Here is a 25,075-nt window from a genome sequence, read left to right on the forward strand (position 1 = left end):
ATCTTCTACGGGGTCACCCGGACGAGGCACCCAGCCCGCTCCTCTCCGCAGCCAGCTCTTCCCGCGCGGCCTCACGACTGGCGGCGAGATCTGCGGCGATCCCAGCGGCGATGAGCGCGGCCCCCGGCGTGTGGCCGGAGCCGACGTAGCGCCAGTGCCCATCGGTCACTGTGCCGGGCACGGATTCATGACCTTTGTGTTCGGCGCGTTGGGCGCGCAGCGCGGCGTATGTCGTCGAGTAAGCGCGGGACTTGGTGAGGATGTGTCCTCGGTAGCCGAGGGTGTGGGTCCAAGTGCGGAGGCGGAGCGGCCCGTACTCGGGGAGGCTGCCGAGGAGCCAGGCTGTACGCATCAGGGTGCGGACGTGGTCGGACACGTGGGCAGCATCGATGCCCTGCAAGGTGGTGAGCCTGTGGTCGTGGCCGGCACCTGTGTCGCTGGCTCCCTTGGTGACGTACTTGGCGATGTACGCGGCCACGGCGTCGTCATCGGTTCCGTCGCCGTCGGTGTGCAGAGGGCGAGTATCGAGCTGGGCACCCCAGCGGAGGGCGAGTTCTCCGACGGCGGGGCTGTAGGGGGTGCGGACCAGAACCCGTTGGGCGGCTGCGCGTACCGCGTCGGTGAGTTGCTTGGTGGTGCCCCAGAGCGGGGGTTGGTCGTTGGGTCCGGCCGGGCCGTCGAGGCGGACCACGGCGTGCACGTGGACAGCAGCGCGCTTCTGGTATTCGGCGACGCGGGCGAAGGACAGTCGGGCGTGCTGGGGAAAGTGGGACTGGACGAGGCCTGCCGAGGTGGCGAGGTGTCGGCGTACGTCGCGGGTGAAGCGGTCCCACAGGATGCCCGCGTGGGCGTGCCAGAGCACGTGTCCGGTGTAGTCGTAGCAGTCGGAACACAGAGGTTGGCCTACGACAGGAGCGTCCGGGACGTGGACGACCCCGCAGCCGATAGAGCGACCGTGCGCGCAGTTGCCTCCATCGCGGCGGGGGCGGCACCGATTGTCCCCGGCATGATGCACCGGCCCGAACGAAGGTGCGGTCAGCGTGATGAAGAGGCGGGGGCGGTTGCGGATGGTGGTGGGGATGTTCTTGCCGCCGAGGAGGCCCGCGCGGACGAGGTGGTAGGTGTCGCCCGCGTGGAGGCGTGAGCAGGCCGGGCAGACGGTGGCGCGTCGGTTGCGGCAGCGGACGAGGAGGCGTTCGCCCGGTTCGGTGCGGGTGTCGTAGTGGCGGAGGATCTCGCCGGTCTTCGCGTCCAGAGTCGTCGTTGCCCCGGACAGGTGGACCGGGTGAGCGCACCCACCCGTGGCCGCGATCTGCTCCAGCCAGCGGGCGAATTGGGGGTGTTGGGCGATGCGGAGGGCGTCTCGGTCTGTTTCGGGGAGTTGGCGCAGGCGCGCCGTGCGGTCGAGGACGGCGCGCCTGTCGGCCGGGGCGATGTGCTCGGGGGTGATGGTGGTGACCTTCCGGGGTGGGCCGCCGTAGCGGCTCGGATGGGGGTGGGTGGCGCAGCGTGGGTCATGGGGATCACTCCTTGTTGGTTGGGGAGTTGGGGTGGGTTGGCCGGGTTCAGCGGATGGTTCCGGTGCCCCGGCAGACGCGGCAGCGGCGCAGTCGTCCGGTCCAGGTCTTGCGTGCTCCGTCGCCCTTGCAGACGGTGCATCTCACGCGGCGCATGGGCATGCCGTACGTCCCTTTCTGCTGTGTCTAGAAGTGGGAGAAGCCGCTGAGGACCCAGGTGACGAAGCCGTTGATGGTGAGGCTGACGGGGGTCTGGCCGAGGTAGAGGCCGAACAGGGCGATGCAGACGGCCTCCCAGGCGCGGACGTCGCGGGAGCGGACGAGGAGGAAGGTGATGATCCCGAAGACCACGACGAGGGACACGGCGGCACCTGTGCTGATCATTGGGAGTCTCCTTCGAGAGCGGCGAGCGCGCGGGTGACGGTGGGCAGTTCGGGCACCAGGCCCGCGTGCTTGCGGGTGACCGCGACGGCTTCTTGGGTGGGGGTGAGGTGGGAGCGTGCGCGGTTCCAGCCGCCGTCCGGTCCGGTGCACACGGCCACGCCCTGTTCCTGCGCGGTGATCGACTGAGCCACGGCCACGGCGTCCTTGTTGAGGTCGCCGAGGATCATTTCGGCGGTGCCGGGGTCGTTGACCCGGTGACAGATGCGTCCGCCGAGTTGGGCCCGCAGTGCGGTGACGCCGGGGCCGAGGTCGGAGCCGACGCGTTGTCCGGCGACGACCAGGTGGATGCCGAGGGCGGCGCCGAGCTGGGCCAGGCGTAGCAGGAGGGTGGAGCACTGTTCGGCTTCGGCTTTGCTCTCGCGTCTGCCGTCGGACAGGTAGAGTTCCGCGATCTCGTCGACGATCACGACGACCGGTACGGGCCGGAACCTGACAGGCAGTTCCCAGATGGATCGGGCCCCGGCCGTCCGGCAGACGCTCATCCGGTCCTGCATCTCGACCACCAGCGCGGCGAGCACCGCGACCGCCTCACGCCGACTCGTGGCCAGCGCGCTCAACCTCTGTGCAAACAGGCCGAGTTCCATGCCGCCCTTGCAGTCGATGCCGACCAGGGCGACGTGCTGCGGGGCGAGTTGGGCGATGAGCCGGGCCAGCAGGGTGGACTTGCCCGACCGGGTGGCCCCGGCGATCAGCCAGTGCGGCACCACCAGGAGATCCATCACCCACGCGCTCCCGCTCTCCAGCACCCCGATGAGGGCGGAGAGAAGCGCAGTCGGGGCAGTGGCCAGGCCGGGGCGTTCCAGCGGATCGGTGGCCGTGGCCGTCAGCAGCACCAGCCCTCGTTGGGGCGAGGTGACCCGTACCGCGTGGACCTTCCACGCGTGTACGAGGGCATCGGCCGCCTTGAGGTACATGGCCGGGGTCTGGCCCGCGTGCAGCCGCACGATCACGGTCAGCCCGGCACGCGTCGGACGAGGGAACGAGATCCGGGGTGCCACCGGGCGCAGCGGATCGCCCTTGACGATCAGGTCACCGAGGAGCCCGCGCGACGGACGACGGGAGACGGCAAGGTCGGTGAGCATCGTGACCTTGCGCCAGGTGAATACCACCCGCCACGCAGCGGCCGGGTATCCGGCGAGGTACCAGTGCCAGACCGGGCGATGCCGCCGCAGCAGATCACCGCCGCCCAGCACCCAGACGAGCACCAACAGCCCAAGGGCGAGAGCGAGAACGAGGGTGCTGGTCATCACGCACCACCGGCCTTTAAGGCGCCGGTCACGGGGGTGATGGTGTCGGCGCGGAAGCTGACGCCGTGCCGGTCGCCCATCGCCCACATGAACGCGGTCAGCCCGGTGACCTTGAGGATCATCCCTTCCTCGATGCCCTTGGGTTCGCCGGTGACAGCGATCTCGATGACGGAGATCCGCCGCCGGTCCTGCCGCACGGTGACGGCGACGGTGTAGACGGGGTTGCCGTCCCGGTCCTTCTTGACTTCCTGCGTCTCCTGGTTGCTGATCTTTGCTTCGGGGGCGATGGCGCACCGCAGTACGCCGAGCCGCCCGGTGTCCACGGGAATGGACTGCATGTCTGTGGCCTCCCTGGCCAGTCAGGACGCCTGACATATTCAGACGTCACTTGTCCTTACGAGTGATGACTATGAAGTGCTGTACGGCGAGGGTGCAACTACTTATGCTGACGAGTGATGTCGCGCGTGCGACGTGACTACGACCTGAACCCGGAGATGCCGCCATGTCGGAGATCCAGCGCCCCGGAGCCCTCTACCAGCAGGTGGCCGCCGCCATCCGGGAAGCGATCCTGTCGGGCGAGTTCGAGCCTGATTCCTTGCTGCCGTCCGAGGCCCAGCTCATGGCCCGCTACGGCGTATCCCGCCCCACCGTCCGCAACGCGGTTGCCGCCCTGCGCGCGGAAGGATTGATCGACGTCCGCCACGGCAAGGGCAGCTTCGTCCGCTCCGCCGGACAGCCCGCCCTCACCCTCGAACGCCGCATCACCCGCACCACCGACGGCACGTTCACGATGCCCAACGGCGATGCCTGGGACGAAGTCGAAGAGCCGAGCACCTACCGCACCCGCACCACCAAGGACGCAGGCCGCTTCCTCCAACTCGGCGAGGAAGAGGCCCTGTTCGGATGTGACCGTCTCCTGATCGACCCCGGCTCCGGGACGCGCGTCATGCACCGCACGCTGATCCCCTTCACGACCGCCGAAGCCATCCCGTTGCTCGCCGAGGAGCCGTCCACGCGCCCGGCAGAGATCTACGGGCTGCTCACCCAGGAGGGGCACAAGCTGTCCTGGACAGAGAGCGTCCGCGCCCGCATGCCACTTCCCGACGAGCGGACCACGCTCCGCTTGCCGGACGCGACCCCGGTCCTGCTCCTGGCCCGTGTGACGCACGGCACCGACGGCCGCCCGCTGCTCCTCGAAGAGCTGCGCTCCGGGGCGGACCGTGCCGAACTCGCCTACCGGATCACCGCCGACAAGCAGCCCACCCGGCGCACCCGCGCCTGAGTGGCAACGGGCATCGGTCGAATACGTCTTCACTTCCTCAAGGGCGCGCCTGCGGCGCGCCGGGGCGCCCGGCCGCCCCGGACGGGCGTGCGGCGTGGCCGCCGATCCCGTCCGGACGCCCGACGCCCCACACCGCAGCACGCACAAGGAGCCGATGCGTCGACCGACCTTCGCGGGCCGGGGTGTGGTGGGCTGGGGGTCGACGGCCTCCGAGACTTTAGGCAGCCACCATGGGGCGAGCCTCGAAGAACAGGGGGCCGATCGGGCTATTGCGGGCAGCTCCAAGGCCTGCCCGATCCGCTGGCGAGCGTAAGGCCCCCTGTTCACTCGCCCCATGGCAGCTCCCGCCCAAAGTCTCTGCGGCCGGCGACGTGCCCACCCGCACCACCCACCAGGGAGAACGCTCCTCATGCCGCACCGTCGCCAGGGTGCGACTCCAGGAACCCGGCGAGCCGCTCCACCGCGTCGGGCCAGCCCGTCACCCGGACCACGCCGCGTCCGTCCTCGTTCGTCGAGGCAACGGCCCGCATCTCTGACAGTTCGAACCCGGCACCGAGGAACGCCCGGTTCAAACGGTCGGCAGACTCCAGCGCGGCCCGCCACGCCCCCACGTAGTCGACACCGGGCACCCAGAGCCCGCAGTCCGGCCCCGAGTCGTCGATTCCGTCGCTCAGCCAGTTCTCGCCAGCGCCAGTCAATGTGCCCACCTCTGTCCTGGTCCAGATAACAGATCGTCAACTCTCTTTGGTCCAGGGCGGATGCACAGCACAACGACCCCGGTACCATCAGGCACCGGGGGTCGCTGTACTCCCTTCCGGACCACCCCGGTAGCTTCCAGGCGCGGGGGTGGTCCGGTCTTGCGTTTTCGGTTGTGAAGCGCGGCCCCTTGGTACCGGGTGGGGAACCCGGTGGCCCAATCCAAGAGGCCGCGCCCCGTGGGCCGGGGAAGGTCACATCCGGCCCGTATCCGGGTCACTCTCTGCTCCCGCAAGCAAGGGAGCAGAGCGGCACAGTGACCCGGCGCTTGTCAGCCCCATCTCTCGGACCAGAGCCGTTCGAGGTCGAGGCGGGCCCACACGTGCTTGCCGCCCTTGCTCCCCGGCGACCACCACACCGCATCGGCCAGGCGCTGAACGATCAGCAGCCCACGGCCCCGGTCCGGTAACAGCGCCTCAGAGAAGTCACCCGCCAGGTCGGGCGAGATGACCTCACCCGCCGCCAGCTCAGGCGGAGCCGAGTCTTCATCCCCAACACCGATGACCAGCAACTCCGGATACGTCATCAGCGACACGTCGATACGCCGTGCGGCACCCGGCAAGGCAAGCTGACGGTCCGGCACCGCGTGATGCACGACGTTGCCGACCAGCTCCGACACGATGAGTTCCGCGTCGTCGATCGCGTGCGGCAGCTTCCAGGTATGGAGGTACGAGCGGACCATGTCCCGCGCCGCCTTGCCGCAGTCCGGCGACTCGGCGAAGAGCGTCAGAGCCCTGAAGTGCCCAGTCGACGGGTCATGCTCCGAGCGACGGCGCGGAGGAGGCACCGCCAAGTGCTCATGCTGCCGAACTCCCCTCACGTCCATGACATGAACCACCGTCTCAGGTCACGCCTGCCGAGGCCCTCCCGGCAGGGTGGACCGAGGGTGCACCGTATGCATCGCCTGTCGCTCCCCCCTCTTGGGGACCCCCCTCGTGGGTACACTCGCGAGACGGGCACGAAGTGAAGATCGGAAGAGACGAATCGTCAGGTCAATCACGATGGGGAAGTGAGATGACCGAAGCAGCACCGACACCGGCAGCTCTACCGCCACACGTCCTCGAACGCGCGGACGTACGGTCGGCAGTCGCCAACCACGACTTCGGCGAAGTCTTCAGACTCGCCCGACTGCACGGAAAGATCAGCTACGCCAAGATCGCCGAAGCCGTCGGCTACAAGCGCGAGCACATCGGCCTCATGGCCCGGCCGGAGACCGACGGCAAGGGCACACGCCCACGGATCACCCAGCACCGCAAGATCCTCGAAGTGGTGGACGGGCTACGCATCCCCGGCCACCTCGCAGGACTCGCACCACGCCCCTGGGAACTAGCCCGGAGTGCCAGCGTCTCCGCGCCGGAGGACCCCAGCACCTTGATCGCCGAGGGCGGCGCGGGTCTCTGGGACATCGCCGAGTTGCTGCGGCGCACGGAGATGTCCAGCATCAACAGCGCCGCCCTGGAATCGATCGAGCAGGGCATCGATCAACTGGCCCGCGCCTACCCGTACGCCGACGCCGACTACCTGCACGAGCGCACCCGCAACGGCTTGCAGTACGTCACCAAGCAGCTCGAAGGCAGGATGACCCTGCGCCAGCACCGGGAACTTCTCGTCGACGCAGGCTGGCTCTTCCTGCTGAACGCGTGCGTGCAGTACGACCGGGGGCAGCGTGAGGCCGCCAACCTCAGCAAGGCCGCCGCCCTGCGGATCGGCGACGAGGCCGGACACGGCGAGATCAAGGCATGGGCGTTCGAGATCGAGGCCTGGTTCGCCCTCACCCAAAGCCGCTGGCAAGACATGCTGCAAGCCGTCGAAGCCGGACACATCGCCGACCAGACACACTCCGTGGGCGTGCAGTTGTACGCCCACAAGGCCCGCGCCGCCGCCCGCATGGGAGACGCCCGCCTGGTCCGCGATTCCCTGGACGCCGGACGCGCCCGCCTGGACCGGCTACCCCGCCCGGATCACCCCGAGCACCACTTCATCATCGACCCGGACAAGTGGGACTTCTACGAGATGGACGCCTACCGCCTCCTCGGAGACGACGAACGCGCCGCCACTCACGCCCGCTCAGTGATCCGGATCAGCACGGGCCCGGACGGTACCGAGATCTCCCCCATGCGTGCGGCAGAGGCCCGTCTCACACTCGGGGTTGCTGCCGCACGTACTGGCGACATAGAACAAGCCGTAGGTATGGGAACAACAGCACTTACGGCCGACCGAAAGTCCTTGCCATCCCTGCTTTTAGTCGCCGATGAGCTGGACAAGGAGCTCCGCTCCCGGTACCCACGGGAGTCTTCTACACGCGACTTCCACGAGAGGGTCATGGCTATCAAGCGAGGGACAGCAACGCCCGAACTCCCCTTCTGAGCCGTTCGAAGGGCTAAGGATGCGGATTGTGGCCGGGTGGTGCAGGACTCGCTGAATTAGCGAGGGCGGGAGAAGGAGGAACGGCAGTGTTGCCGATCGCTGGTGGATACGTGGTTCCGGCCGGTTGTGGCTCTGCTGCCTGAGCTACGCCGCCACGAATTGAGTCGAGCATTTCTCGTGGGCTGCCGATTTTCCTACTTCCCCAGACAGTTGCAGGCCCCAACAGGAAGATCAGTGCGCCCGGAATGACGGCCCCCGCCGGAATGCCGATGCTGATCAGGACGCCGACCATAACGGCTGCGGCTGTGGCGCCTAGGAGGACGACGCGACCATCCGCCTTACGTACCTCCTGATCTACTTCCTCGACTGAAGGCTGTTGATAGGCGGGGAGTTCGTGATCGTCTATGATGTTGAGCCATTTCTCTTCTGCGAGTCTTTCTAGGATTCCTGTCAGAAACTTAATGAGGTCAGGAATGGCGTCGGTGCCGTCGGTGAAAAGTCGCTCAGTGCGGGCGTCTAGGGCGGCGCTTACACGTGTGGTGTGCTCCAGGAATCGTTGTCTCCGTGCCGGGCTTGCCCGCGGAACGCCAGACTTCCCGAACCGAATAAGAGCGAGTCCGAGACGGTGAATTCGACTGTCGAGATAGAGGAGGGTTGATTTTCCTTGAGATGCGCGGTAGCAGACGATAATAGATCGACAGCAAAGGAAGAAGGCTATCCGATGGCTCTCTTCTGATATTACGGCTCTAATCCTGCGCAATTCGAGCGGCCACCAGAAGCAGGCGAAGGTGAAAAGGGCAATCGCGAGATAGAATTTCTCTCTATGGGGAATGTCTTGGAAATGTGACTCGTAAGCGGCTTGAATGAGTGGGCGCGCCAAAAGGGTGGAGGCGACGAAAGAGGCCGCAGGCAGGTAAAATAGCGTCAATATTGATGACAGGGGAAACGAATTGAGGGCCGTAAAGCCCTCCTTGCTCTTTCGGTTCAAAGTGGGGCCAGGGATTGAAAATCGCACTCCGAAGGTGCGGCAGGCCAGTCGAACCCTGGCGGCAGGCGCTGCACGTCGGAAATCGAGCCACAGGAGAGGTTCTATTACGGTTCCCCTCCTGTACCAGGGGAAGCTGCGAGCGAAATTTGTGGCAAAAAAGCTCGCAAATCTGGTTAGTGCAACAGAGGCGAATGAGGCCAGGATGCAGGTAATCGTGAACTGGCACCAGTTTAGGATACTCACGACGTAAGCCTAATGTTCTCCGCTGGTCGGCGGGGGTAGGATGCGGGAATTGGTTGGCTGGTGTGGGGTGACGCGTTAGTGGATCTCACCTCCAATGACACTCAGGGCAGTGAAGTCACATCTGTCAAGGTGTTGCGACAAGCACAACCGCCACCACGCCAACCCCAACCACATCGACAAGGACCCCGACGTCGTCGCCGACGTCCTGGTCTTCACCGGCGAACAGGCACGGCATCGCACCGGCTTCCGGCGCTGGCTCACCCGCAATCAGGCCTGGCTCTTCTTCCCGCTCACCCTCCTCGAAGGCATCGCCCTGAAGATCTCCGGCTTCAGGGACCTGCGCCGACAGGCGCCCCGGGAACGGGCCATGGAGGCCGTCCTTCTGGTGACCCACGTCGCCGCGTACACGATGCTGCTGCTGACCTCCCTCTCCCTCGGCCAGGCACTCGCCTTCGCCGCCGTCCACCAGGCGCTGCTCGGCCTCCACCTGGGCCTGGCCTTCGCGCCCAACCACAAGGGCATGGAGATGCCCGACCCCGACGGCGAGCGCTGGGGGCATCTGCGCCGCCAGGTGCTCACCTCGCGCAACGTCCGCGGCAGCGCCCTGACCGACTGGTTCCTCGGCGGCCTCAACTACCAGGTCGAGCACCACCTCTTCCCGAGCATGCCCCGCCCCCATCTGAGGCTCGCCCAGCCGACGGTGCGCGCCTACTGCCGTGAGATGGGTATTCCCTATACGGAGACGGGGCTCGTCGACTCGTACCGGCAGGCCCTGCGTCACATGTACGAGGTGGGAGAGCCCCTCAGGGGTATCTAAGGGTCGCGTCTCAGGGACGTCTCAGGGTCGCGGTCCGGAACCGTGGGAGGCGCGGACCCGTTTTCAGAGCAGAGAGCGGCCGTGGCCGCGAAGGAGGCGACACTCATGTCGAGGAACGCGAAGATCGCCGCAGGGGGCGTGGCAGTCGGGATCATCCTGTTGTTCTGGCTGCCGTGGTGGGCCGCGCTGCTGATAGTGCTGGGAGTCCCGGCGGCCGCCTATCTCACGCTGGACCCCGCACAGCGGCGCAGGCTGCGCCGTGTCTCACGCAAGGAGATCGGCCGCTGAGGCGCCGCGACCCGGTGCAGCCCGCGCCTCACCCCGGCTGACACCCCGACCTGCTGAACTCCGCCCGGAACCACAGGTGTCCGGGCGGGGCTCAACTGGGGCGTACGGCCATCTTGTCGAGCGCTTCGAGGAGGCCGGGCAGTTCCGGGCCCCGGCCCACCGGCAGTACCTCTCCGGGCTCGTCGTCGAGCAGGACGAAGGCGATGTCGTCGGTCCTGGCCACCATCGACCAGCCGGGACCGTCGGCACGCAGTGTCCGCGCCTCGCCCGGAGCGAAGGAGGAGCGGACGCGGCCGAGGGGCGGAGGCGTCTCCACGTACGCGCGTGCCTCCGCGAGGACGCGGCGGATCCCGGCACGGGGCCGGTTCACGGTGCCTTCGGCCCCGTTCACGGTGTCCTCGGCCGGGTCGGCCGCCTCCGCGACCTGGTCCGTGTCCGGCTCGGCGCCGTCCGGCTCGCCCCCGGATGCCTCGGGTGTCGCGGACCTGCCGCCCGGCGGGGTGAAGTCCTCGTCGCTGAGCTGCTCCCGCCAGGTCGCCCACTGGAGCGCGATCTCGTCGGCGCCAAGACGCCGCTGGGCCGGGCCCCAGGCGGAGGTGTCCGGCGGAGCGAGCGGCGGCCGGTCCGTGAGTTCGGGGCCCGGGTCGTGCGGGGCGGGCACATCCGGAGCCGCGACGGCGACCGCGAGGGGCCAGCCCGGCAGGGCGGCGACGACCGTGTGCTCCTCCGGGGACAGGTCGTACTCCATTCCGCAGTCCCACGAAGCGATCGCGACCGCGACCAGGGAGACGTCGTCGATGACCACCGTCCACCGCGCGCCGTCGCCGTCCTGGCCGAGTACGAGCCCGTACCCGTCGGCGAACGGCGCGAGGCCGAGCGCCGCACAGGCCTCCGGATAGTCGTCGCCCAGCACGCTCGGGAACTGCGCGGGCGTCAGCAGCACCGCCGTGAGCACATAGAGCGCGTCGTCCTCGGCGGCGACGGCCTCCTCGTCCGTCTCTGCCATCCCAGCCTCCCCATCGGTTCGTCCATCGGCGCGCACCCTAATCCGAGCGGAAGGCCCTTGTCACGACTCCCACCCCACCCGGAGCTGCTGTTTTCCCGCCGGACAGGGAGGAATCGACCGGATGTGCCTGCTTCGGTCAGGTGGCTGGGAGTCCGAGGAGATCCCTGGCCACCGTCCGCGGCGACTCGTCGCGCTCCCTGGCCAGCGCGATGACGGCACGGCACGCCAGCTCGTTCACCCCGAAGGACAACGCCTCCGGGGACACCCAGGCCACCGCCTCGTCCATCTGATCCTGGTCGTCCTCCGCGCATGCCGACACGTACACGGCAGCGGCCTCGAAGAGATTGTGTGTGCGCCTCTCCTGTCCCGCGCTCACTTCCGAGCGCCAGGAACGGAGAAATCTGGTGAACGATTTATGGATTCCGCCGAACATGTGGACCACCCTCCCCCTGTGTGGTTGCCATGGTTGATCGTTCATCTGCTCCTACCAACGTAGGGTTGGAGTTCCGGCGGCAGAAGAGGGCATGCGCGGGTGATGGGCTCCGTACGCCGTTGACGGCCCGGGTCAGACCGTCCGGACAGCCAGTGCCAGGAACCGGGCGTCCTCGTCCACGTACGACGTCATGCGCCACCCGGAACCGGCCAGGAGCGGACCGAGGTTGGCCTCCGCGCGCAGATCCTCCGGGGTGATCCGGCGACCCTGTCGGGCGGCGAGCGCGGCCCTGCCGATCGGGTGGAACAGTGCCAGGGTGCCGCCGGGGCGCACCACGCGCGCGAGTTCCCGCAGATTCTCGGCAGGATGCGGCAGATGCGCGATCAGACCTGCCGCGAACACCGCGTCGAGCGACTCCGAGCGCAGCGGAAGGGCTGACACGTCAGCGAGCAGCAACTGCCCGTCGAGGCCCCGCCCGGCTCGTCCCGCGGCCTCCAGCATGGCCGGAGTCAGATCCGCTCCCAGGACCACTCCGGAGCGCCCCACGGCGGCACGCAGCGGTGTCAGAGCGCGCCCGGTGCCACAGCCCGCGTCCAGCACCCGGGCGCCCTCGCGCAGCCCCAACTCGGCCACCGCGGCTGAGTAGGCGGGCCCGTCGTCGGGGAACCTGCGGTCCCAGTCGGCCGCGCGGGCGGTGAAGAATTCCTGGACGTGTGTGTGGTCGTCGCTCATGTTCCGCATGATCCCGCACGGACGCGAAGCAGCCCACGGCGCGCATGTTCGAGCCGGACTCGGTCGTTCAGTCGCAGTTCCCTGTCATATTTCACTACCTTTCGAAATGCGCCCCCTTCGTGCTCCCGTGCCCCCACTAGCGTCCCGTGGTCATGGGACACCTGGACCACGCGGCCTTCGGCTGGCTGACCCCCGTACTGTCATACGTAATGGCCTGCATGGGCGCCGCCCTCGGGCTGCGCTGCACCGTCCGGGCCCTCGGCGCGACCGGACGCTCGCGCCGCAACTGGCTCGTCACCGCGGCCTCCGCGATCGGCACCGGCATCTGGACCATGCACTTCGTGGCCATGCTCGGCTTCAGCGTCGGCGGCACCGACATCCGCTACAACGTGCCGCTGACCATCCTCAGCCTTCTCGTCGCCATGGCTGTCGTCTCCACCGGGGTCTTCGCCGTCGGCTACGGGCACGACCGCGCCCGCGCGCTCCTCGTCGGCGGACTCACCACCGGGCTGGGCGTGGCGAGCATGCACTATCTCGGCATGGCAGCGGTACGGCTGCACGGTGACGTGAACTACGACCCGGCGCTCGTCGCGCTCTCCGTGGTGATCGCCGTCGTCGCGGCCACCGCCGCACTGTGGGCGGCGCTGAACATCAGGTCGCCGATCGCGGTGACCGTCGCCTCGCTCGTCATGGGCGCCGCGGTCAGCAGCATGCACTACACCGGGATGTTCGCGGTGCGCGTGGACGTCACGCCCTCCGGCGAGGTGCTGCCCGGGGCCACGGCGATGCAGTTCATCTTCCCCCTCGCCGTCGGCCTCGGGTCCTATCTCTTCCTGACCTCGGCGTTCGTCGCGCTGTCGCCGACCGCCGGAGAGCGCGAGGCATCCGCGTCCGCCCAGCGACCGGTCGAGAGCGTCGCTGCCCGCTAGAGGAGCGTCCGAACCACACCACGAGCGAGGAGGCCATGCGTACACCCCGTAGGACCCCCAGAGCCGGCGCCGTCCCGGCGCCTCCGCCCCCGGTGCGCGGACGCCGCGCGCACGCCGGTCCGCCGGCCGACGAAGGCGCCGAGGAGCCCCCCGGAGCCCTGCCCGACGAGATACCCACGCGCGCGGGACGCCGACGCCTGCGACCAGGGACCGTCCGCGCCAAGATCGTCTGCCTTCTGATGGTGCCGGTGGTCTCCCTGCTCGCGCTGTGGGCGTACGCCACCGTCACCACGGCCCAGGACGTCGCCCGGCTGCGGCAGTTGCAGCGCGTCGACTCCCAGGTGCGCGCCCCGGTCGCCGTCGTCGTCGCCGCGCTCCAGGCCGAACGCACGGTCGCCGTACGCCATGCCACCGATCCGGCCGCCGTCCCCGGCATCGACCTCAGGACGCTTGGCGAGCGCACCGACCGGGCCGTGGCGAAGCTGCGCCTCGGCGACCGCAACACCGTCGCCGACGCCGAGGAACTGCCCGCCGGAGTCGCGGACCGCCTGGAGTCCTTCGTCGTCGGCGTCGAGCAACTGCGCGCGCTGCGGACCTCGGTGCTCGACCGCCGTACCGGATGGGCCGAGACGTACACGCGGTACACCAGGACCATCTCGGCGGCCTTCGCCGTGGGCGGCGCGCTCACCGGCATCCAGGACGCCGAACTCGGCTCCGACGCGCGCGTACTGCTCGAATTCTCCCGCGCCGGAGAGGCACTGGCCCAGGAGGACGCCGTTCTCGCCGGGGCGCGGCTCGCCGGGAGCCTCGACGGACAGCGGCTGCGGCTGTTCACCGGGGCCGTGGAGACCCGCCGCACCCTCGTCGGAGCCACCGCCCCGGACCTGCGTGGCCCGGAACGGATCACCTGGCAGGACCTCGCGACAGGCAGCGCGTACGCCGCCCTGGCCGCTGTCGAGGACAAGGTGCTCGGCAGCCACCCCGGCGCCAAGGCGATCGCCGCCGCGCCCGAAGCCGTCTGGACCAAGGCACACGCGCGCGTGCAGGGCGGTATGCGGGCCATCGAGGCGGACGCGGGCCACGACGTCGCGGACCGCGCCGACCCCTTCACCCGGGGCCTGCTCAGCCCGGCCGGCGCCGCGGTGCTGTTCGGCCTCGCCGCAGTCGCCGCGTCCCTGGTGATCTCCGTACGCATCGGACGCGGCCTCGTCGTCGAGCTGGTGAGCCTGCGCAACAGCGCCCTGGAGATCGCCCGCCACAAACTCCCGCAGGCCATGCTGAGACTGCGCGCGGGAGAAGAGATCGACATCCGCGCCGAGGCACCCCCTGGTCCGCCCCCCGAGGACGAGACCGAACAGGTCGCGGAAGCCCTCGCCACCGTCCACCGCGCCGCCCTGCGCGCCGCCGTGGAACGCGCGGAACTGGCCAGCGGAATCTCGGGCGTCTTCGTCAACCTCGCGCGCCGCAGCCAGGTCCTCGTCCACCGCCAACTGAACCTTCTCGACAGCATGGAGCGCAGGTCCGACGACCCGAACGAACTCAGCGACCTGTTCCGGCTCGACCACCTCACCACCCGTATGCGGCGCCACGCCGAGAGCCTGATCATCCTCTCCGGAGCGGCACCCGGCCGGGCCTGGCGCATGCCGGTCTCCCTGACGAACGTCGTCCGCGCCGCCGTCTCCGAAGTCGAGGACTACGCGCGCGTGGAGGTACGTCAGTTGCCCGAGGCGTCGGTCTCCGGTGCCGCCGTCGCCGACCTCACCCATCTCCTTGCGGAGATCGTCGAGAACGCCGCCCAGTTCTCACCACCGCACACCAGGGTGCGCATCACCGGCGAACCGGTCGGCAACGGCTACGCCGTGGAGGTCGAGGACCGGGGACTAGGGATGGGCAAGGAGACCCTCGCCGAGGCGAACCGCCGCATCGAACAGTCCGAGGCGCTCGACCTGTTCGACAGCGACCGGCTCGGCCTCTTCGTGGTCAGCAGGCTCGCCGCGCGGCACGACATCAAGGTGCACCTGCGGACCTCGCCCTACGGCGGCACGACCGCGGTCGTCCTGCTGCCCACGGCACTGCTGCACAGCGGCGCGGCGGAACGTGCACCGCGCGCCGCCATGGACCGGGAGCGTGCCGAGGAACGCGAGTACGCGCGCGTGCCCGCCGATGCCCCGCCCCAGGAACCGGTCCGGGCATCGGCTGAACGCCCCGCACTGGTGGCTCCCGCACCGGCCGCGGCGCAGAACGCCCCCGAGCCCCCACCGCCAGGAGTCACCGCCCTGCGACTGCACCGTCCGCCCGAGGATCCCGGCGACGCGGACGAGTCCGACGACCTCCCACGGCGCGTCCGGCAGGCGAACCTCGCCCCCCAACTGCGCGACCAGCGCCCCGAGGAACCGGCCCGGACCGCGGGATCCCGGAACGAGGACAAGCGCACCCCCGAGGCCGTACGGGACCGTATGACGGCCTACCGCGACGGCTGGGTGCGCGGCGGCGGCAGGTCACCCGGCCGCGGAGCCGCCCCGGGCCCCGAAACGGGCAGAGACAGCAGCGAAGGAGACCGCACATGATCAAGGACCCGGGCACCAGGGCGGAGCGGCGGTCCGGCGAACTCGACTGGCTGCTGGACGACCTCGTGCTGCGCGTCGGCGAAGTCCGGCACGCGGTGGTGCTGTCCAACGACGGACTCGCGGTGGGTGCCTCCACCGATCTCAGGCGCGAGGACGCGGAGCACCTCGCCGCGGTCGCCTCAGGCTTCCACAGCCTGGCCAAGGGTGCGGGCCGGCACTTCGGCGCCGGAGGCGTGCGCCAGACCATGGTGGAGATGGACGACGGCTTCCTGTTCGTGGCCGCCGCGGGCGACGGCTCCTGCCTCGCCGTCCTCACCGCCGCGACCGCGGACATAGGCCTGGTGGCGTACGAGATGGCACGGTTGGTGAAACGCGTGGGCGAGCACCTCCGCACAGCGCCGAGAGCAGCGGCGCGGCCGCCCGCCGCCCGATGAGGCGAGAGGGCGGTCCGCACAGATGACCGAGGACACGACAGGCACCCTGCGGGAACCGGGCAGCCAGTGGTACGACAACGAGGCCGGGCCCCTCGTCCGCCCCTACGCCATGACGGGCGGACGCACCAAACCCGGCCCCACAGGGGTGCGCTTCGACCTGATCGCGCTCGTCACGCTCGACCCGGGCGTGCCCAACATGTTCGACGACACCGCGCTCGGCCCCGAGCACCGGGCCATCATCGACCTGTGCCGTACGGAGACACAGTCCGTCGCCGAACTCGCCGCGGGCGCCGACCTTCTCGTCGGGGTGGTGAGGGTGCTGCTCGGCGATCTCCTCGAGCTGGGCTGCGTCACCGTCAGCCGTCCGGTGCCGCCCGCGCAACTGCCCGACGAACGCATTCTGCGCGAGGTGATCGAAGGGCTGAGGGCGCTGTAGAGCCGTGGACGAGAGACGCGGAACCACACGGACCGAGCCGAGTTGTGCACCCTTCCGGGCACCGAACAGCCGCGAGCCGGTCACATCGGGCTAATTGCGGTCCAACCATCCTTAGACGTCATCTCATTTGGTTCGGTAGCCTGTCCGTCGTGGTTTCGATCGTTGAGCGGCTGGTGCCGGATGAGTTGTGGGAGCTGTTCCAGCGAGTGGTGCCGGAGGCGCCGTCGCGGCCTCAGGGCGGCGGTCGGCGTCGGCATGGTGACCGGGAGGTACTGGCGGCAATCGTGTTCGTGGCCACGTCGGGCTGCACGTGGCAGCAGCTGCCGTCCGCGTCGTTCGGTCCGTCGGGAGCGACGGCTCACCGGCGCTTTGCCGAGTGGTCGAAGGCCCGGGTGTGGGCCAAGCTCCACCGCCTGGTCCTCGACGAACTCGGCTCCCGCGGCGAGCTGGACTGGTCCCGCTGTGCGATCGACTCCGTCAACATGCGGGCCCTGAAAAGGGGAGCTGACAGGCCCGAATCCTGTGGATCGAGGCAAGTACGGCTCGAAGATCCACCTGATCACCGAGCGGACCGGTCTGCCCCTGTCCGTCGGGATCTCCGGGGCGAACCTGCACGACAGCCAGGCGCTGATCCCGCTGGTGAAAGGGATACCGCCGATCCGCTCCCGGCGCGGACGCCGACGGCGCAGGCCGGCCAAACTCCACGCCGACAAGGGATACGACTACGACCATCTGCGGCGATGGTTACGCGGACGCGGCATCCGGCACCGCATAGCCCGCAGAGGCATCGAGTCCTCGACCCGCCTTGGCCGCCACCGCTGGACCATAGAACGCACGATGTCCTGGCTCGCCGGATGCCGCAGACTGCACCGACGCTACGAGCGCAAAGCCGATCACTTCCTGGCCTTCACCAGCATCGCCTGCACCCTCATCTGCTACCGCAGACTCGCCAAATGAGATGATGTCTTAGGGGAACAGCGGTTGTCATGATGAGAGCCATGGACGTCGACCGTTGCCGGCACTCCCGAGAGAAGTGATCGATGGTCTCCGAGCACTCCGACGCGACGGACGACGAGACGTCCGCCCTGGCGTTGAAGATACTGGTCGCCGGTGGATTCGGCGTGGGCAAGACCACCCTGGTGGGCGCGGTCAGCGAGATCAGGCCGCTGCGCACCGAGGAGTTGCTGAGCGAGGCCGGCCAGTTGGTGGACGACACCGACGGCGTGGACCAGAAGGTGACGACGACCGTCGCCATGGACTTCGGCCGTATCACCATCCGCTCGGGTCTCTCCCTGTACCTGTTCGGCACGCCGGGACAGGACCGCTTCTGGTTCCTGTGGGACGAACTGTCGCAGGGCGCCCTCGGCGCGGTCGTCCTCGCGGACACCCGCAGGCTGGAGGACTGCTTCCCCGCCGTGGACTACTTCGAGCACCGGCACATCCCGTTCGTGGTGGCCGTCAACTGCTTCACGGGCGCCCGCTCCTACGGCGCCCAGGACGTGTCGCGCGCCCTCGACCTCGACCAGGGCACACCCGTGGTGCTCTGCGACGCCCGCGACCGCGACTCGGGCAAGGAAGTGCTGATCAGGCTGGTCGAGTACGCCGGGCGCATGCACACCGCCCGGCTGCTCGACTCGGTGAGCTGACGCCGGCTACGCGTCTCCTGTGCCATGCGCCAGTCCTGCTTGCTCGCGGGACGGTCGTGGGTAAGGCTGACTGACCGGATCCTTCGGCTTGGAGGACCTGCCGCACGGGGAGATCAGAAACATGGCACAGAACCAAGGACTTGGCTGGCTGCTGGACGATCTGACCGAACGTGTCGAACACATCCGACATGCGCTGGTCCTGTCGAACGACGGGCTGGTGACAGGTGCGAGCACAGGACTTCGCCGTGAGGACGCCGAACATCTCGCCGCCGTGTCGTCGGGCCTGCACAGCCTGGCGAAAGGCTCGGGACGCCACTTCGGCGCGGGTCAGGTACGTCAGACGATGATCGAGTTCGACGACGCGGTGCTGTTCGTCACGGCCGCCGGCACGGGCAGCTGTCTGTGCGTACTCAGCGCCGCCGAGGCCGACATCGGCCAGATCGCCTACGAGATGACACTGCTCGTCAACCGCGTCGGCGAACACCTCGACGTGGATGCCAGGCAACCCGAGCAAATTCCGTTATCGGACTCCTGACCTGCGAATACGGCACTCCGGCGAGAGTTATCCACAGGCTCGCACGGTCGGCTGCCGAACCGGCTACGTTTTTCCCGAGGCCGGCGCACAAGGCGCTGGCCAGCCACTCCACGGGGGAGACCGACCATGTCCGGCGTCAGCATCACGAAACCCGCCCAGACCGCCGCCGCACCGGCCACCGACACGCTCCGCTCCTCGGGAGCGCCCTTCGCACCGAGCCGTGCCGCACGCGAACTGGGCTTGAAACGACGAGAGTTCGACCTCGCGGTCCATCTCGGATGTGTACGGACGGTGCCTGACGAAGGGGGCGGCGGCCGACGCGTCGGCCGCGACGAGATCGACCGACTGCGGGGCGACGAGCACTTCCCCGAAACGCTGCGCGAACGCGTGCGGGCCGTGGGCACGGCGGAGGGCGCGACACTCATGGATGTGACGCCCACCCGGTTCACCCGCCTCGCGCGGCTGGGCCTGGTGACGCCGGTGGCCTTCTACCTCAACCGCTACCGGGCCGTGGTCTGGCTGTATCTCGCCGACGAGCTACGGCAGTTCGCCTCAGGCAAGGACACCGCCCCGCTGCTGACCGGCCGCATCTCCCAGGACCAGCGCGACAAACTCGCGGAAGGCCTCGACCTGCGGCCCCGCAACTGGCGCGGGCGACAACTGGGATTCCTGCTCCGACCGGCCGACGATCCATGGGCGCGGGCCGCGGTCGTGGCGTCCTTCCTCGACCCCGCCCAGGTCGCGGAGATCGTCGACGACCCCTACGAACGCGCCCACTTGAACCGCTTCCGGCCGGATCAGCCGACCCACGGCGCACCGGGTTCGCCCACCGCCCGGCTCGCCGAGCGGATCATGACGGCGGACGACCCGGACGAGATCGCCTGGCTCCGCGCAGACCTGACCGGAACCCTGACCGAGGCCCGCGACCACCGTCCCGCACCCCGCCCGAGGTCGGAGCAGCACGCGACCGTGCACTGCGGCCAGGTTCAGGAACGCGTCCGGCCCGTGCCCCCGCAGCACGACAACCGACCCCAGGCAGCCGAGCGGCCCAGGACACTCGAGGTCCCCGGGGGGCCCGAGACGGCCGAGCGATCACGCGGCCTGCTGGGCCGTCTGCGCGGCAGAAGCTCCCGACCCGCACGCGACCGCGGCAAGCGCCCCGCGCGGGTCTGAACAGCGGCGGGACGCCTCAGCCCAGCTTTCGGAACAGACCTTCCTGGACGACGGAGACGAGCAGCCTGCCCTCGACGTCGTAGATCCGGCCGCGGGCCAGCCCGCGCCCGCCCGTGGCGATCGGGGACTCCTGGTCGTACAGGAACCACTCGTCCGCGCGGAACGGGCGGTGGAACCACATGGCGTGGTCCAGCGAGGCCATGTCGAAGGTCCGGGGGCCGAACAGGGGCTCCACCGGTAGGCGTACGGCGTCCAGCAGGGTCATGTCGCTGGCGTACGTCAGCGCGCACGTGTGCACGAGCGGGTCGTCCCCCAGCGGGCCGACCGCGCGCATCCACACCGCGCTGCGGGGCTCCAACTGCTGGACCTCCTCCGGGGTCCACAGCAATCGGTCCACATAGCGGATGTCGAAGGGCTGACGGCGCGCCATACGCTCGAACTGCTCGGGCAGCGCGCCGAGATGCTCCTTGATCTCCTGGGTGACGTTCGGCAGGGACTCCGGATCCGGGACCTTCCGGGCCGGCGGCAGCTGATGTTCGAAGCTGCCTTCCTCGGGCTTGTGAAAGGAGGCGGTGAGATTGAAGATCGTGCGGCCCTGCTGCACGGCCGTGACCCGACGGGTCGTGAACGACCGGCCGTCACGTACCCGTTCGACCTGGTACACGATCGGCACGCCCGGCCGTCCCGGGCGCAGGAAGTACGCGTGCAGCGAGTGCACCGGACGTTCGCCGTCCGTGGTGCGCCCGGCGGCGACCAGTGCCTGGCCCGCCACCTGGCCGCCGAAGACCCGCTGGAGGGATTCGTCGGGGCTCCGGCCACGGAAGATGTTGACCTCGATCTGCTCCAGGTCCAGCAGGTCGACGAGTCTCTCGGCTGCGTTCGTCATGGGTGCGATTCTCCTGTGCTCACAACTGGCCGACGGCGGTGACCTTGACGACGGCACGGCCCTCCGCGTCGGAGGCCACGAGGTCGACCTCCGCGCTGATGCCCCAGTCATGGTCGCCGTTCGGGTCCGCGAAGGTCTGCCGGACGCGCCACAGCCTGTTCTGCGGCTCCTCCTCGATCATCAGCAGCCGGGGGCCGCGGGCGTCGGGGCCGGTACCGAGGTCCTCGTACTCGTCCCAGTACTTGTCCATCGCCTCGCCCCACGCGTCGGCGTCCCAGCCGGCCTCCGCGTCCAGCTCGCCCAAGGCCTCCACCTGGTCGAGCGCGGCCAGCTCGACTCGGCGGAACATCGCGTTGCGGACGAGGACCCGGAAGGCACGCGCGTTGGCGGTGACCGGCTTGACCTGGTCGGCCTTCTCCTGGGCCTCCTCGGCGGTCATCACCTCCGGGTTGGCGAGCTGCTCCCACTCGTCCAGGAGGCTGGAGTCGACCTGGCGCACCATCTCGCCCAGCCAGGCGATCAGATCCTGGAGATCCTCGGACTTGAGGTCGTCCGGCACGGTGTGGTCGAGGGCCTTGAAGGCACCCGCGAGGTAGCGCAGCACGATGCCCTCGGTGCGGGCCAGCTCGTAGTGGGACACCAACTCGGTGAAGGACATGGCCCGTTCGTACATGTCACGGATGACGGACTTGGGGGAGAGGGGATGGTCACCGACCCACGGATGGCTCTTGCGGTACGTGTCGTACGCGTGGAAGAGCAGCTCGTCCAGCGGCTTCGGGTACGAGACGTCCTGGAGGCGCTCCATGCGCTCCTCGTACTCGACGCCGTCCGCCTTCATCGCCGCGACGGCCTCGCCGCGCGCCTTGTTCTGCTGGGCCGCGAGAATCTGGCGCGGATCGTCCAGCGTGGACTCGACCACGGACACCATGTCCAGCGCGTACGACGGCGACTCCGGCTCAAGAAGCTCGAACGCGGCCAGCGCGAAGGTGGACAGCGGCTGGTTGAGCGCGAAGTCCTGCTGGAGATCCACGGTCAGACGCACGATGCGGCCGGTCGCGTCCGGCTTGTCCAGCTTCTCGACGACGCCGCCGTCCAGCAGCGAGCGGTAGATGGCGATCGCGCGCCGGATGTGCCGCAGCTGCTGCTTGCGCGGCTCGTGGTTGTCCTCCAGCAGGTGGCGCATCGCGTCGAAGGCGTTGCCGGGACGGGCGATCACCGACAGGAGCATCGTGTGGGTCACCCGGAAGCGGGACGTCAGCGGCTCAGGATCGGAGGTGATCAGCTTGTCGAAGGTGCTCTCCGTCCAGCCGACGAACCCCTCGGGCGCCTTCTTGCGGACCACCTTGCGGCGCTTCTTCGGGTCGTCGCCCGCCTTGGCGAGCGACTTCTCGTTCTCGATGACGTGCTCGGGCGCCTGCGCGACGACGAAGCCCGCCGTGTCGAAGCCCGCGCGGCCCGCCCGGCCGGCGATCTGATGGAACTCACGCGCGCGCAGGGTCCGTACGCGATTGCCGTCGTACTTCGTCAGCGCCGTGAACAGCACTGTGCGGATGGGCACGTTGACGCCGACGCCGAGGGTGTCCGTGCCGCAGATGACCTTCAACAGGCCTGCCTGGGCCAGCTTCTCGACCAGACGGCGGTACTTGGGGAGCATGCCGGCGTGGTGGACGCCGATGCCGTGCCGGACGTAACGGGACAGGTTCTGGCCGAACTTGGTGGTGAAGCGGAACCCGCCGATCAGTTCGGCGATCCTGTCCTTCTCCTCGCGCGTGCACATGTTGATGCTCATCAGCGCCTGCGCCCGCTCCACGGCCTGCGCCTGCGTGAAGTGCACGATGTAGACGGGCGCCTGCCTGGTCTCCAGCAGCTCCGTCAGCGTCTCGGTCAGCGGGGTCAGCTTGTACTCGTACGACAGCGGGACCGGGCGGGTCGCCGAGCGGACCACCGAGGTCGGGCGGCCGGTGCGGCGGGTGAGGTCCTTCTCGAACATCGAGACGTCGCCCAGCGTCGCCGACATCAGGATGAACTGCGCCTGCGGCAGCTCCAGGATCGGGATCTGCCAGGCCCAGCCGCGGTCGCCCTCGGCGTAGAAGTGGAACTCGTCCATCACGACCTGGCCGACATCCGCCTGCTTGCCGTCGCGCAGCGCGATGGACGCCAGTACCTCGGCCGTGCAGCAGATGACGGGGGCGTCGGAGTTGACGGAGGCGTCGCCGGTCAGCATGCCGACGTTCTCCGTGCCGAAGATCTTGCACAGCTCGAAGAACTTCTCCGAGACCAGCGCCTTGATCGGAGCGGTGTAGAAGGTGACCTCGTCCCGGGCCAGCGCCGCGAAGTGCGCACCCGCGGCGATCATGCTCTTGCCGGACCCGGTGGGCGTCGACACGATCACGTTCGCACCGGAGACCACCTCGATCAGCGCCTCCTCCTGGTGGGGGTAGAGCGTGAGACCGCGCTCCTGGGCCCACGACTCGAAGGCTTCGTAGAGGGCGTCGGGGTCTGCGGTCTGCGGCAGCTGATCGATGAGTGTCACGCCCCCATCTTGCCTGTGATCCCAGGTGATGGGGGAATCGGATGCCGGCCCGAAGATCACGGCCGCTACGCTGTGTCGCCGACGGAGCGTCAGCGCACCCGGTCAACTGGACAGCGGCGTACGAGGAATAGGGCGGAAAACGGCCATGATGGGACCAGCACACTCACTCTCGGGGGCCGCTGCCTGGCTCGGTGTCGGAGCCGCCGCTGCCGCGGCCGGCAAACCGATGCCCTGGCCGGTCGTCCTGGTCGGTGCCCTGATCTGCGCCGGAGCCGCACTCGCCCCGGACCTCGACCACAAGGCGGCGACCATTTCGAACGCCTTCGGCCCGATCTCGCGCGGCCTGTGCGAGATCGTCGACAAGCTCTCGTACGCCGTCTACAAGGCGACGAAGAAGCAGGGCGACCCGCGCCGCTCGGGCGGGCACCGGACGCTGACGCACACCTGGCTGTGGGCGGTCCTGATCGGTGCGGGTGCCTCCGTCGCCGCGATCACCGGGGGCCGCTGGGCGGTCCTGGCCATCCTCTTCGTGCACATCGTGCTCGCCATCGAAGGCCTGCTGTGGCGGGCGACCCGCGGCTCCAGTGCCGACATCCTGGTCTGGCTGCTGGCGGCGACCAGCGCGTGGATCCTGGCCGGCGTCCTGGACAAGCCGGGCAACGGCGCGGACTGGCTGTTCACGGACCCGGGGCAGACGTACCTGTGGCTCGGGCTGCCGGTCGTGCTCGGCGCGCTGGTGCACGACATCGGGGACGCGCTGACGGTGTCCGGCTGCCCGGTGCTGTGGCCGATCCCGATCGGCCGCAAGCGCTGGTACCCGCTCGGCCCGCCGAAGGCGATGCGGTTCCGGGCGGGCAGCTGGGTCGAGCTGAAGGTGCTCATGCCGGCGTTCATACTGCTCGGGGGAGTGGGCTGCGCGGCGGCGCTCAACTTCATCTGACGCCCCGGTACGAAGCCCCTGGCGGGGCGGCCCGCTCAGCCCTGGCCGCTCCCGCCGCCGTACCGCCGTTCGAAGGCGGCGACGCGGCCCTCAGTGTCCACCGTGCGGGCCTTGCCGGTGTAGAACGGGTGGCTCTCCGAGGAGATCTCCACATCCACGACCGGGTACGTCTCGCCGTCGTCCCAGTCGATGGTCTGCTCGCTCGTCGCGGTGGACCGGGTCAGGAAGGCGTATCCGGCGACCCGGTCGCGGAAGACGACCGGGTGGTAGTCGGGCTGCTTGTCCTGCTGCATGGATGTTCTCCTTGCTCGGCAAGCTCGGAACGCTTGGTTCAGTCGGGCGGTCGGCCCCGCGGGGCCCTTGGGCAGGCCGGGCGGTCAGCCGGACAGGGCGTCCTCGTCGACGATGTGCATCGCGGCCTCCTCGGCCGAGGCCGCGGCGCCGTCGATGCCCACGTCGGTGGCGATCAGCCCGCTCTCCCCGTCCTCGTGCGCGCCCTCGTTCGGGGCCACCAGACGGCCGGAGCGTGCGGCGCCCACCTCGTTGTCCAGCGGCTCGCCGTCCGTGCCCGCGCAGTCGCCGATGCCGTCGCCGTCCGCTGCCGCGATGTCCGGAAGTTCCTCGGCGAGACGCTGGTCCAGGGTCTCGCCCTGCCGGCGTTCCGCTGCCGTCACACCGGAGCGCTCCACCGCCCAGGGCCGGTCCGGAGGGGACCAGCCACGGTCGAGGGGGTCACTGACCCCGTCGGTGACCAGGGTGTCCTCGCCGTCCAGCAGGCCCGCGTCGTCCTGTACCTCGGATCCGTCGGGCTGGTAGACGTCGTCTCCCCATCCCTCGTCACTGTCCACGGGTACCTCCAGGTGCGTGGGGACCGGC

General features: G+C 69.1%; 26 protein-coding genes and 1 pseudogene. 13 read left to right on the top strand and 14 right to left on the bottom strand.

What is annotated here, in order from left to right; all coding sequences use genetic code 11:
* Nucleotides 1–13: 13 nt before the first annotated feature.
* The 4 genes from OG787_RS43605 to OG787_RS43620 form a co-directional block, all read right to left on the bottom strand.
* Nucleotides 14–1,390, bottom strand: coding sequence for a replication initiator (locus OG787_RS43605; RefSeq protein WP_405540760.1), 1,377 nt, complete (start codon nt 1,388–1,390; stop codon nt 14–16).
* 313 nt (nt 1,391–1,703) lie between these two features.
* A complete protein-coding gene (locus OG787_RS43610; protein WP_086747616.1) occupies nt 1,704–1,901 on the bottom strand; it encodes a hypothetical protein in 198 nt (65 codons plus the stop codon).
* Nucleotides 1,898–3,208, bottom strand: a complete 1,311-nt coding sequence (locus OG787_RS43615) for an FtsK/SpoIIIE domain-containing protein (protein WP_405538997.1) — start codon at nt 3,206–3,208, stop codon at nt 1,898–1,900. Before OG787_RS43615 ends, OG787_RS43610 begins: the two co-directional genes overlap by 4 nt.
* A complete protein-coding gene (locus OG787_RS43620; RefSeq protein WP_405538998.1) occupies nt 3,208–3,546 on the bottom strand; it encodes a hypothetical protein in 339 nt (112 codons plus the stop codon). Before OG787_RS43620 ends, OG787_RS43615 begins: the two co-directional genes overlap by 1 nt.
* A 164-nt stretch (nt 3,547–3,710) precedes the next feature.
* Here OG787_RS43620 and OG787_RS43625 point away from each other — a divergent pair, with 164 nt between their 5' ends.
* Nucleotides 3,711–4,490, top strand: a complete 780-nt coding sequence (locus OG787_RS43625) for a GntR family transcriptional regulator (protein WP_405538999.1) — start codon at nt 3,711–3,713, stop codon at nt 4,488–4,490.
* A gap of 407 nt (nt 4,491–4,897) precedes the next feature.
* On the opposite strand, the gene OG787_RS43630 is transcribed toward OG787_RS43625, so the two are convergent.
* Entirely contained in the window at nt 4,898–5,188 is a 291-nt protein-coding gene (locus tag OG787_RS43630; protein ID WP_405539000.1) for a hypothetical protein, read from the bottom strand.
* 329 nt (nt 5,189–5,517) lie between these two features.
* Nucleotides 5,518–6,072 carry an ATP-binding protein gene (locus OG787_RS43635; protein ID WP_405539001.1) on the bottom strand — a complete coding sequence of 185 codons (555 nt, stop codon included), beginning with the start codon at nt 6,070–6,072 and terminating at the stop codon, nt 5,518–5,520.
* A 188-nt stretch (nt 6,073–6,260) separates the two neighbouring features.
* Between OG787_RS43635 and OG787_RS43640 the strand changes: the two genes are divergently transcribed.
* Complete coding sequence (locus OG787_RS43640) at nt 6,261–7,613, top strand: tetratricopeptide repeat protein (RefSeq protein WP_405539002.1); 1,353 nt, start codon at nt 6,261–6,263, stop codon at nt 7,611–7,613.
* A 13-nt stretch (nt 7,614–7,626) separates the two neighbouring features.
* Here OG787_RS43640 and OG787_RS43645 read toward each other — a convergent pair whose 3' ends face one another.
* Complete coding sequence (locus OG787_RS43645) at nt 7,627–8,844, bottom strand: hypothetical protein (protein ID WP_405539003.1); 1,218 nt, start codon at nt 8,842–8,844, stop codon at nt 7,627–7,629.
* Between the two features lie 139 nt (nt 8,845–8,983).
* On the opposite strand from OG787_RS43645, the pseudogene OG787_RS43650 reads away from it, so the two are divergent.
* Together OG787_RS43650 and OG787_RS43655 are read left to right on the top strand one after the other, a co-directional pair.
* A pseudogene (locus tag OG787_RS43650) lies at nt 8,984–9,661 on the top strand (acyl-CoA desaturase); the annotation flags it as partial.
* A gap of 105 nt (nt 9,662–9,766) precedes the next feature.
* Nucleotides 9,767–9,949, top strand: coding sequence for a hypothetical protein (locus OG787_RS43655; RefSeq protein ID WP_405539004.1), 183 nt, complete (start codon nt 9,767–9,769; stop codon nt 9,947–9,949).
* A gap of 91 nt (nt 9,950–10,040) precedes the next feature.
* On the opposite strand, the gene OG787_RS43660 is transcribed toward OG787_RS43655, so the two are convergent.
* The 3 genes from OG787_RS43660 to OG787_RS43670 form a co-directional block, all read right to left on the bottom strand.
* Entirely contained in the window at nt 10,041–10,955 is a 915-nt protein-coding gene (locus OG787_RS43660) for a hypothetical protein (RefSeq protein ID WP_405539006.1), read from the bottom strand.
* 136 nt (nt 10,956–11,091) lie between these two features.
* Entirely contained in the window at nt 11,092–11,388 is a 297-nt protein-coding gene (locus tag OG787_RS43665; protein WP_369030048.1) for a hypothetical protein, read from the bottom strand.
* A 132-nt stretch (nt 11,389–11,520) separates the two neighbouring features.
* Complete coding sequence (locus OG787_RS43670) at nt 11,521–12,129, bottom strand: class I SAM-dependent methyltransferase (RefSeq protein WP_405539008.1); 609 nt, start codon at nt 12,127–12,129, stop codon at nt 11,521–11,523.
* A gap of 143 nt (nt 12,130–12,272) precedes the next feature.
* On the opposite strand from OG787_RS43670, the gene OG787_RS43675 reads away from it, so the two are divergent.
* The 8 genes from OG787_RS43675 to OG787_RS43710 all read left to right on the top strand — a co-directional run bounded on the left by OG787_RS43675 (nt 12,273) and on the right by OG787_RS43710 (nt 19,840).
* On the top strand, nt 12,273–13,049 hold the full coding sequence (locus OG787_RS43675; protein WP_369030046.1) for an MHYT domain-containing protein: 777 nt from the start codon (nt 12,273–12,275) through the stop codon (nt 13,047–13,049).
* A 35-nt stretch (nt 13,050–13,084) separates the two neighbouring features.
* Complete coding sequence (locus tag OG787_RS43680) at nt 13,085–15,616, top strand: nitrate- and nitrite sensing domain-containing protein (protein ID WP_405539009.1); 2,532 nt, start codon at nt 13,085–13,087, stop codon at nt 15,614–15,616.
* The gene (locus tag OG787_RS43685; RefSeq protein WP_369030044.1) at nt 15,613–16,050 is read left to right on the top strand and encodes a roadblock/LC7 domain-containing protein; all 438 of its coding nucleotides are present in this window, start codon (nt 15,613–15,615) and stop codon (nt 16,048–16,050) included. Before OG787_RS43680 ends, OG787_RS43685 begins: the two co-directional genes overlap by 4 nt.
* A 22-nt stretch (nt 16,051–16,072) precedes the next feature.
* Nucleotides 16,073–16,486 (top strand): DUF742 domain-containing protein, encoded by a 414-nt coding sequence (locus OG787_RS43690; protein ID WP_369030043.1) that lies wholly within the window; start codon nt 16,073–16,075, stop codon nt 16,484–16,486.
* A 158-nt stretch (nt 16,487–16,644) separates the two neighbouring features.
* Nucleotides 16,645–17,443, top strand: a protein-coding gene (locus OG787_RS43695) for an IS5 family transposase (protein ID WP_405540650.1) whose coding sequence is annotated in 2 segments (ribosomal slippage) — nt 16,645–16,991 and nt 16,990–17,443 — 801 coding nt in all. Because the reading frame shifts where the segments join, the coding sequence is not laid out codon by codon here.
* 83 nt (nt 17,444–17,526) lie between these two features.
* Nucleotides 17,527–18,132, top strand: coding sequence for an ATP/GTP-binding protein (locus tag OG787_RS43700; RefSeq protein ID WP_369030042.1), 606 nt, complete (start codon nt 17,527–17,529; stop codon nt 18,130–18,132).
* Nucleotides 18,133–18,253: 121 nt separating this feature from the next.
* The gene (locus OG787_RS43705) at nt 18,254–18,667 is read left to right on the top strand and encodes a roadblock/LC7 domain-containing protein (RefSeq protein WP_369030041.1); all 414 of its coding nucleotides are present in this window, start codon (nt 18,254–18,256) and stop codon (nt 18,665–18,667) included.
* Nucleotides 18,668–18,793: 126 nt separating this feature from the next.
* Nucleotides 18,794–19,840 (top strand): DUF6397 family protein, encoded by a 1,047-nt coding sequence (locus tag OG787_RS43710; RefSeq protein ID WP_405539010.1) that lies wholly within the window; start codon nt 18,794–18,796, stop codon nt 19,838–19,840.
* A gap of 16 nt (nt 19,841–19,856) precedes the next feature.
* On the opposite strand, the gene OG787_RS43715 is transcribed toward OG787_RS43710, so the two are convergent.
* Nucleotides 19,857–20,726, bottom strand: coding sequence for an acyl-CoA thioesterase (locus OG787_RS43715; protein WP_369030039.1), 870 nt, complete (start codon nt 20,724–20,726; stop codon nt 19,857–19,859).
* A gap of 19 nt (nt 20,727–20,745) precedes the next feature.
* Nucleotides 20,746–23,259: a DEAD/DEAH box helicase gene (locus tag OG787_RS43720; protein WP_405539011.1), complete on the bottom strand. Its 2,514-nt coding sequence runs from the start codon at nt 23,257–23,259 to the stop codon at nt 20,746–20,748.
* 145 nt (nt 23,260–23,404) lie between these two features.
* On the opposite strand from OG787_RS43720, the gene OG787_RS43725 reads away from it, so the two are divergent.
* Entirely contained in the window at nt 23,405–24,199 is a 795-nt protein-coding gene (locus OG787_RS43725; protein ID WP_369030037.1) for a metal-dependent hydrolase, read from the top strand.
* 35 nt (nt 24,200–24,234) lie between these two features.
* Here OG787_RS43725 and OG787_RS43730 read toward each other — a convergent pair whose 3' ends face one another.
* Both OG787_RS43730 and OG787_RS43735 read right to left on the bottom strand, forming a co-directional pair.
* A complete protein-coding gene (locus tag OG787_RS43730) occupies nt 24,235–24,492 on the bottom strand; it encodes a type B 50S ribosomal protein L31 (RefSeq protein WP_369030036.1) in 258 nt (85 codons plus the stop codon).
* A gap of 84 nt (nt 24,493–24,576) precedes the next feature.
* A complete protein-coding gene (locus OG787_RS43735; RefSeq protein ID WP_369030035.1) occupies nt 24,577–25,047 on the bottom strand; it encodes a DUF5709 domain-containing protein in 471 nt (156 codons plus the stop codon).
* Between the last annotated feature and the right edge of the window lie 28 nt (nt 25,048–25,075).

Source organism: Streptomyces sp. NBC_00075 (assembly GCF_045041225.1).
GTDB classification, from domain to species: domain Bacteria; phylum Actinomycetota; class Actinomycetes; order Streptomycetales; family Streptomycetaceae; genus Streptomyces; species Streptomyces adonidis.

What these genes read in the sequence shown, in the direction of transcription:
- OG787_RS43610 (WP_086747616.1), bottom strand. Translation starts at nt 1,901, where the DNA reads ATGATCAGCACAGGTGCCGCCGTGTCCCTCGTCGTGGTCTTCGGGATC.
- OG787_RS43615 (WP_405538997.1), bottom strand. Translation starts at nt 3,208, where the DNA reads ATGACCAGCACCCTCGTTCTCGCTCTCGCCCTTGGGCTGTTGGTGCTC.
- OG787_RS43620 (WP_405538998.1), bottom strand. Translation starts at nt 3,546, where the DNA reads ATGCAGTCCATTCCCGTGGACACCGGGCGGCTCGGCGTACTGCGGTGC.
- OG787_RS43625 (WP_405538999.1), top strand. Translation starts at nt 3,711, where the DNA reads ATGTCGGAGATCCAGCGCCCCGGAGCCCTCTACCAGCAGGTGGCCGCC.
- OG787_RS43635 (WP_405539001.1), bottom strand. Translation starts at nt 6,072, where the DNA reads ATGGACGTGAGGGGAGTTCGGCAGCATGAGCACTTGGCGGTGCCTCCT.
- OG787_RS43640 (WP_405539002.1), top strand. Translation starts at nt 6,261, where the DNA reads ATGACCGAAGCAGCACCGACACCGGCAGCTCTACCGCCACACGTCCTC.
- OG787_RS43655 (WP_405539004.1), top strand. Translation starts at nt 9,767, where the DNA reads ATGTCGAGGAACGCGAAGATCGCCGCAGGGGGCGTGGCAGTCGGGATC.
- OG787_RS43660 (WP_405539006.1), bottom strand. Translation starts at nt 10,955, where the DNA reads ATGGCAGAGACGGACGAGGAGGCCGTCGCCGCCGAGGACGACGCGCTC.
- OG787_RS43665 (WP_369030048.1), bottom strand. Translation starts at nt 11,388, where the DNA reads ATGTTCGGCGGAATCCATAAATCGTTCACCAGATTTCTCCGTTCCTGG.
- OG787_RS43670 (WP_405539008.1), bottom strand. Translation starts at nt 12,129, where the DNA reads ATGCGGAACATGAGCGACGACCACACACACGTCCAGGAATTCTTCACC.
- OG787_RS43675 (WP_369030046.1), top strand. Translation starts at nt 12,273, where the DNA reads ATGGGACACCTGGACCACGCGGCCTTCGGCTGGCTGACCCCCGTACTG.
- OG787_RS43680 (WP_405539009.1), top strand. Translation starts at nt 13,085, where the DNA reads ATGCGTACACCCCGTAGGACCCCCAGAGCCGGCGCCGTCCCGGCGCCT.
- OG787_RS43685 (WP_369030044.1), top strand. Translation starts at nt 15,613, where the DNA reads ATGATCAAGGACCCGGGCACCAGGGCGGAGCGGCGGTCCGGCGAACTC.
- OG787_RS43690 (WP_369030043.1), top strand. Translation starts at nt 16,073, where the DNA reads ATGACCGAGGACACGACAGGCACCCTGCGGGAACCGGGCAGCCAGTGG.
- OG787_RS43700 (WP_369030042.1), top strand. Translation starts at nt 17,527, where the DNA reads ATGGTCTCCGAGCACTCCGACGCGACGGACGACGAGACGTCCGCCCTG.
- OG787_RS43705 (WP_369030041.1), top strand. Translation starts at nt 18,254, where the DNA reads ATGGCACAGAACCAAGGACTTGGCTGGCTGCTGGACGATCTGACCGAA.
- OG787_RS43710 (WP_405539010.1), top strand. Translation starts at nt 18,794, where the DNA reads ATGTCCGGCGTCAGCATCACGAAACCCGCCCAGACCGCCGCCGCACCG.
- OG787_RS43715 (WP_369030039.1), bottom strand. Translation starts at nt 20,726, where the DNA reads ATGACGAACGCAGCCGAGAGACTCGTCGACCTGCTGGACCTGGAGCAG.
- OG787_RS43725 (WP_369030037.1), top strand. Translation starts at nt 23,405, where the DNA reads ATGATGGGACCAGCACACTCACTCTCGGGGGCCGCTGCCTGGCTCGGT.
- OG787_RS43730 (WP_369030036.1), bottom strand. Translation starts at nt 24,492, where the DNA reads ATGCAGCAGGACAAGCAGCCCGACTACCACCCGGTCGTCTTCCGCGAC.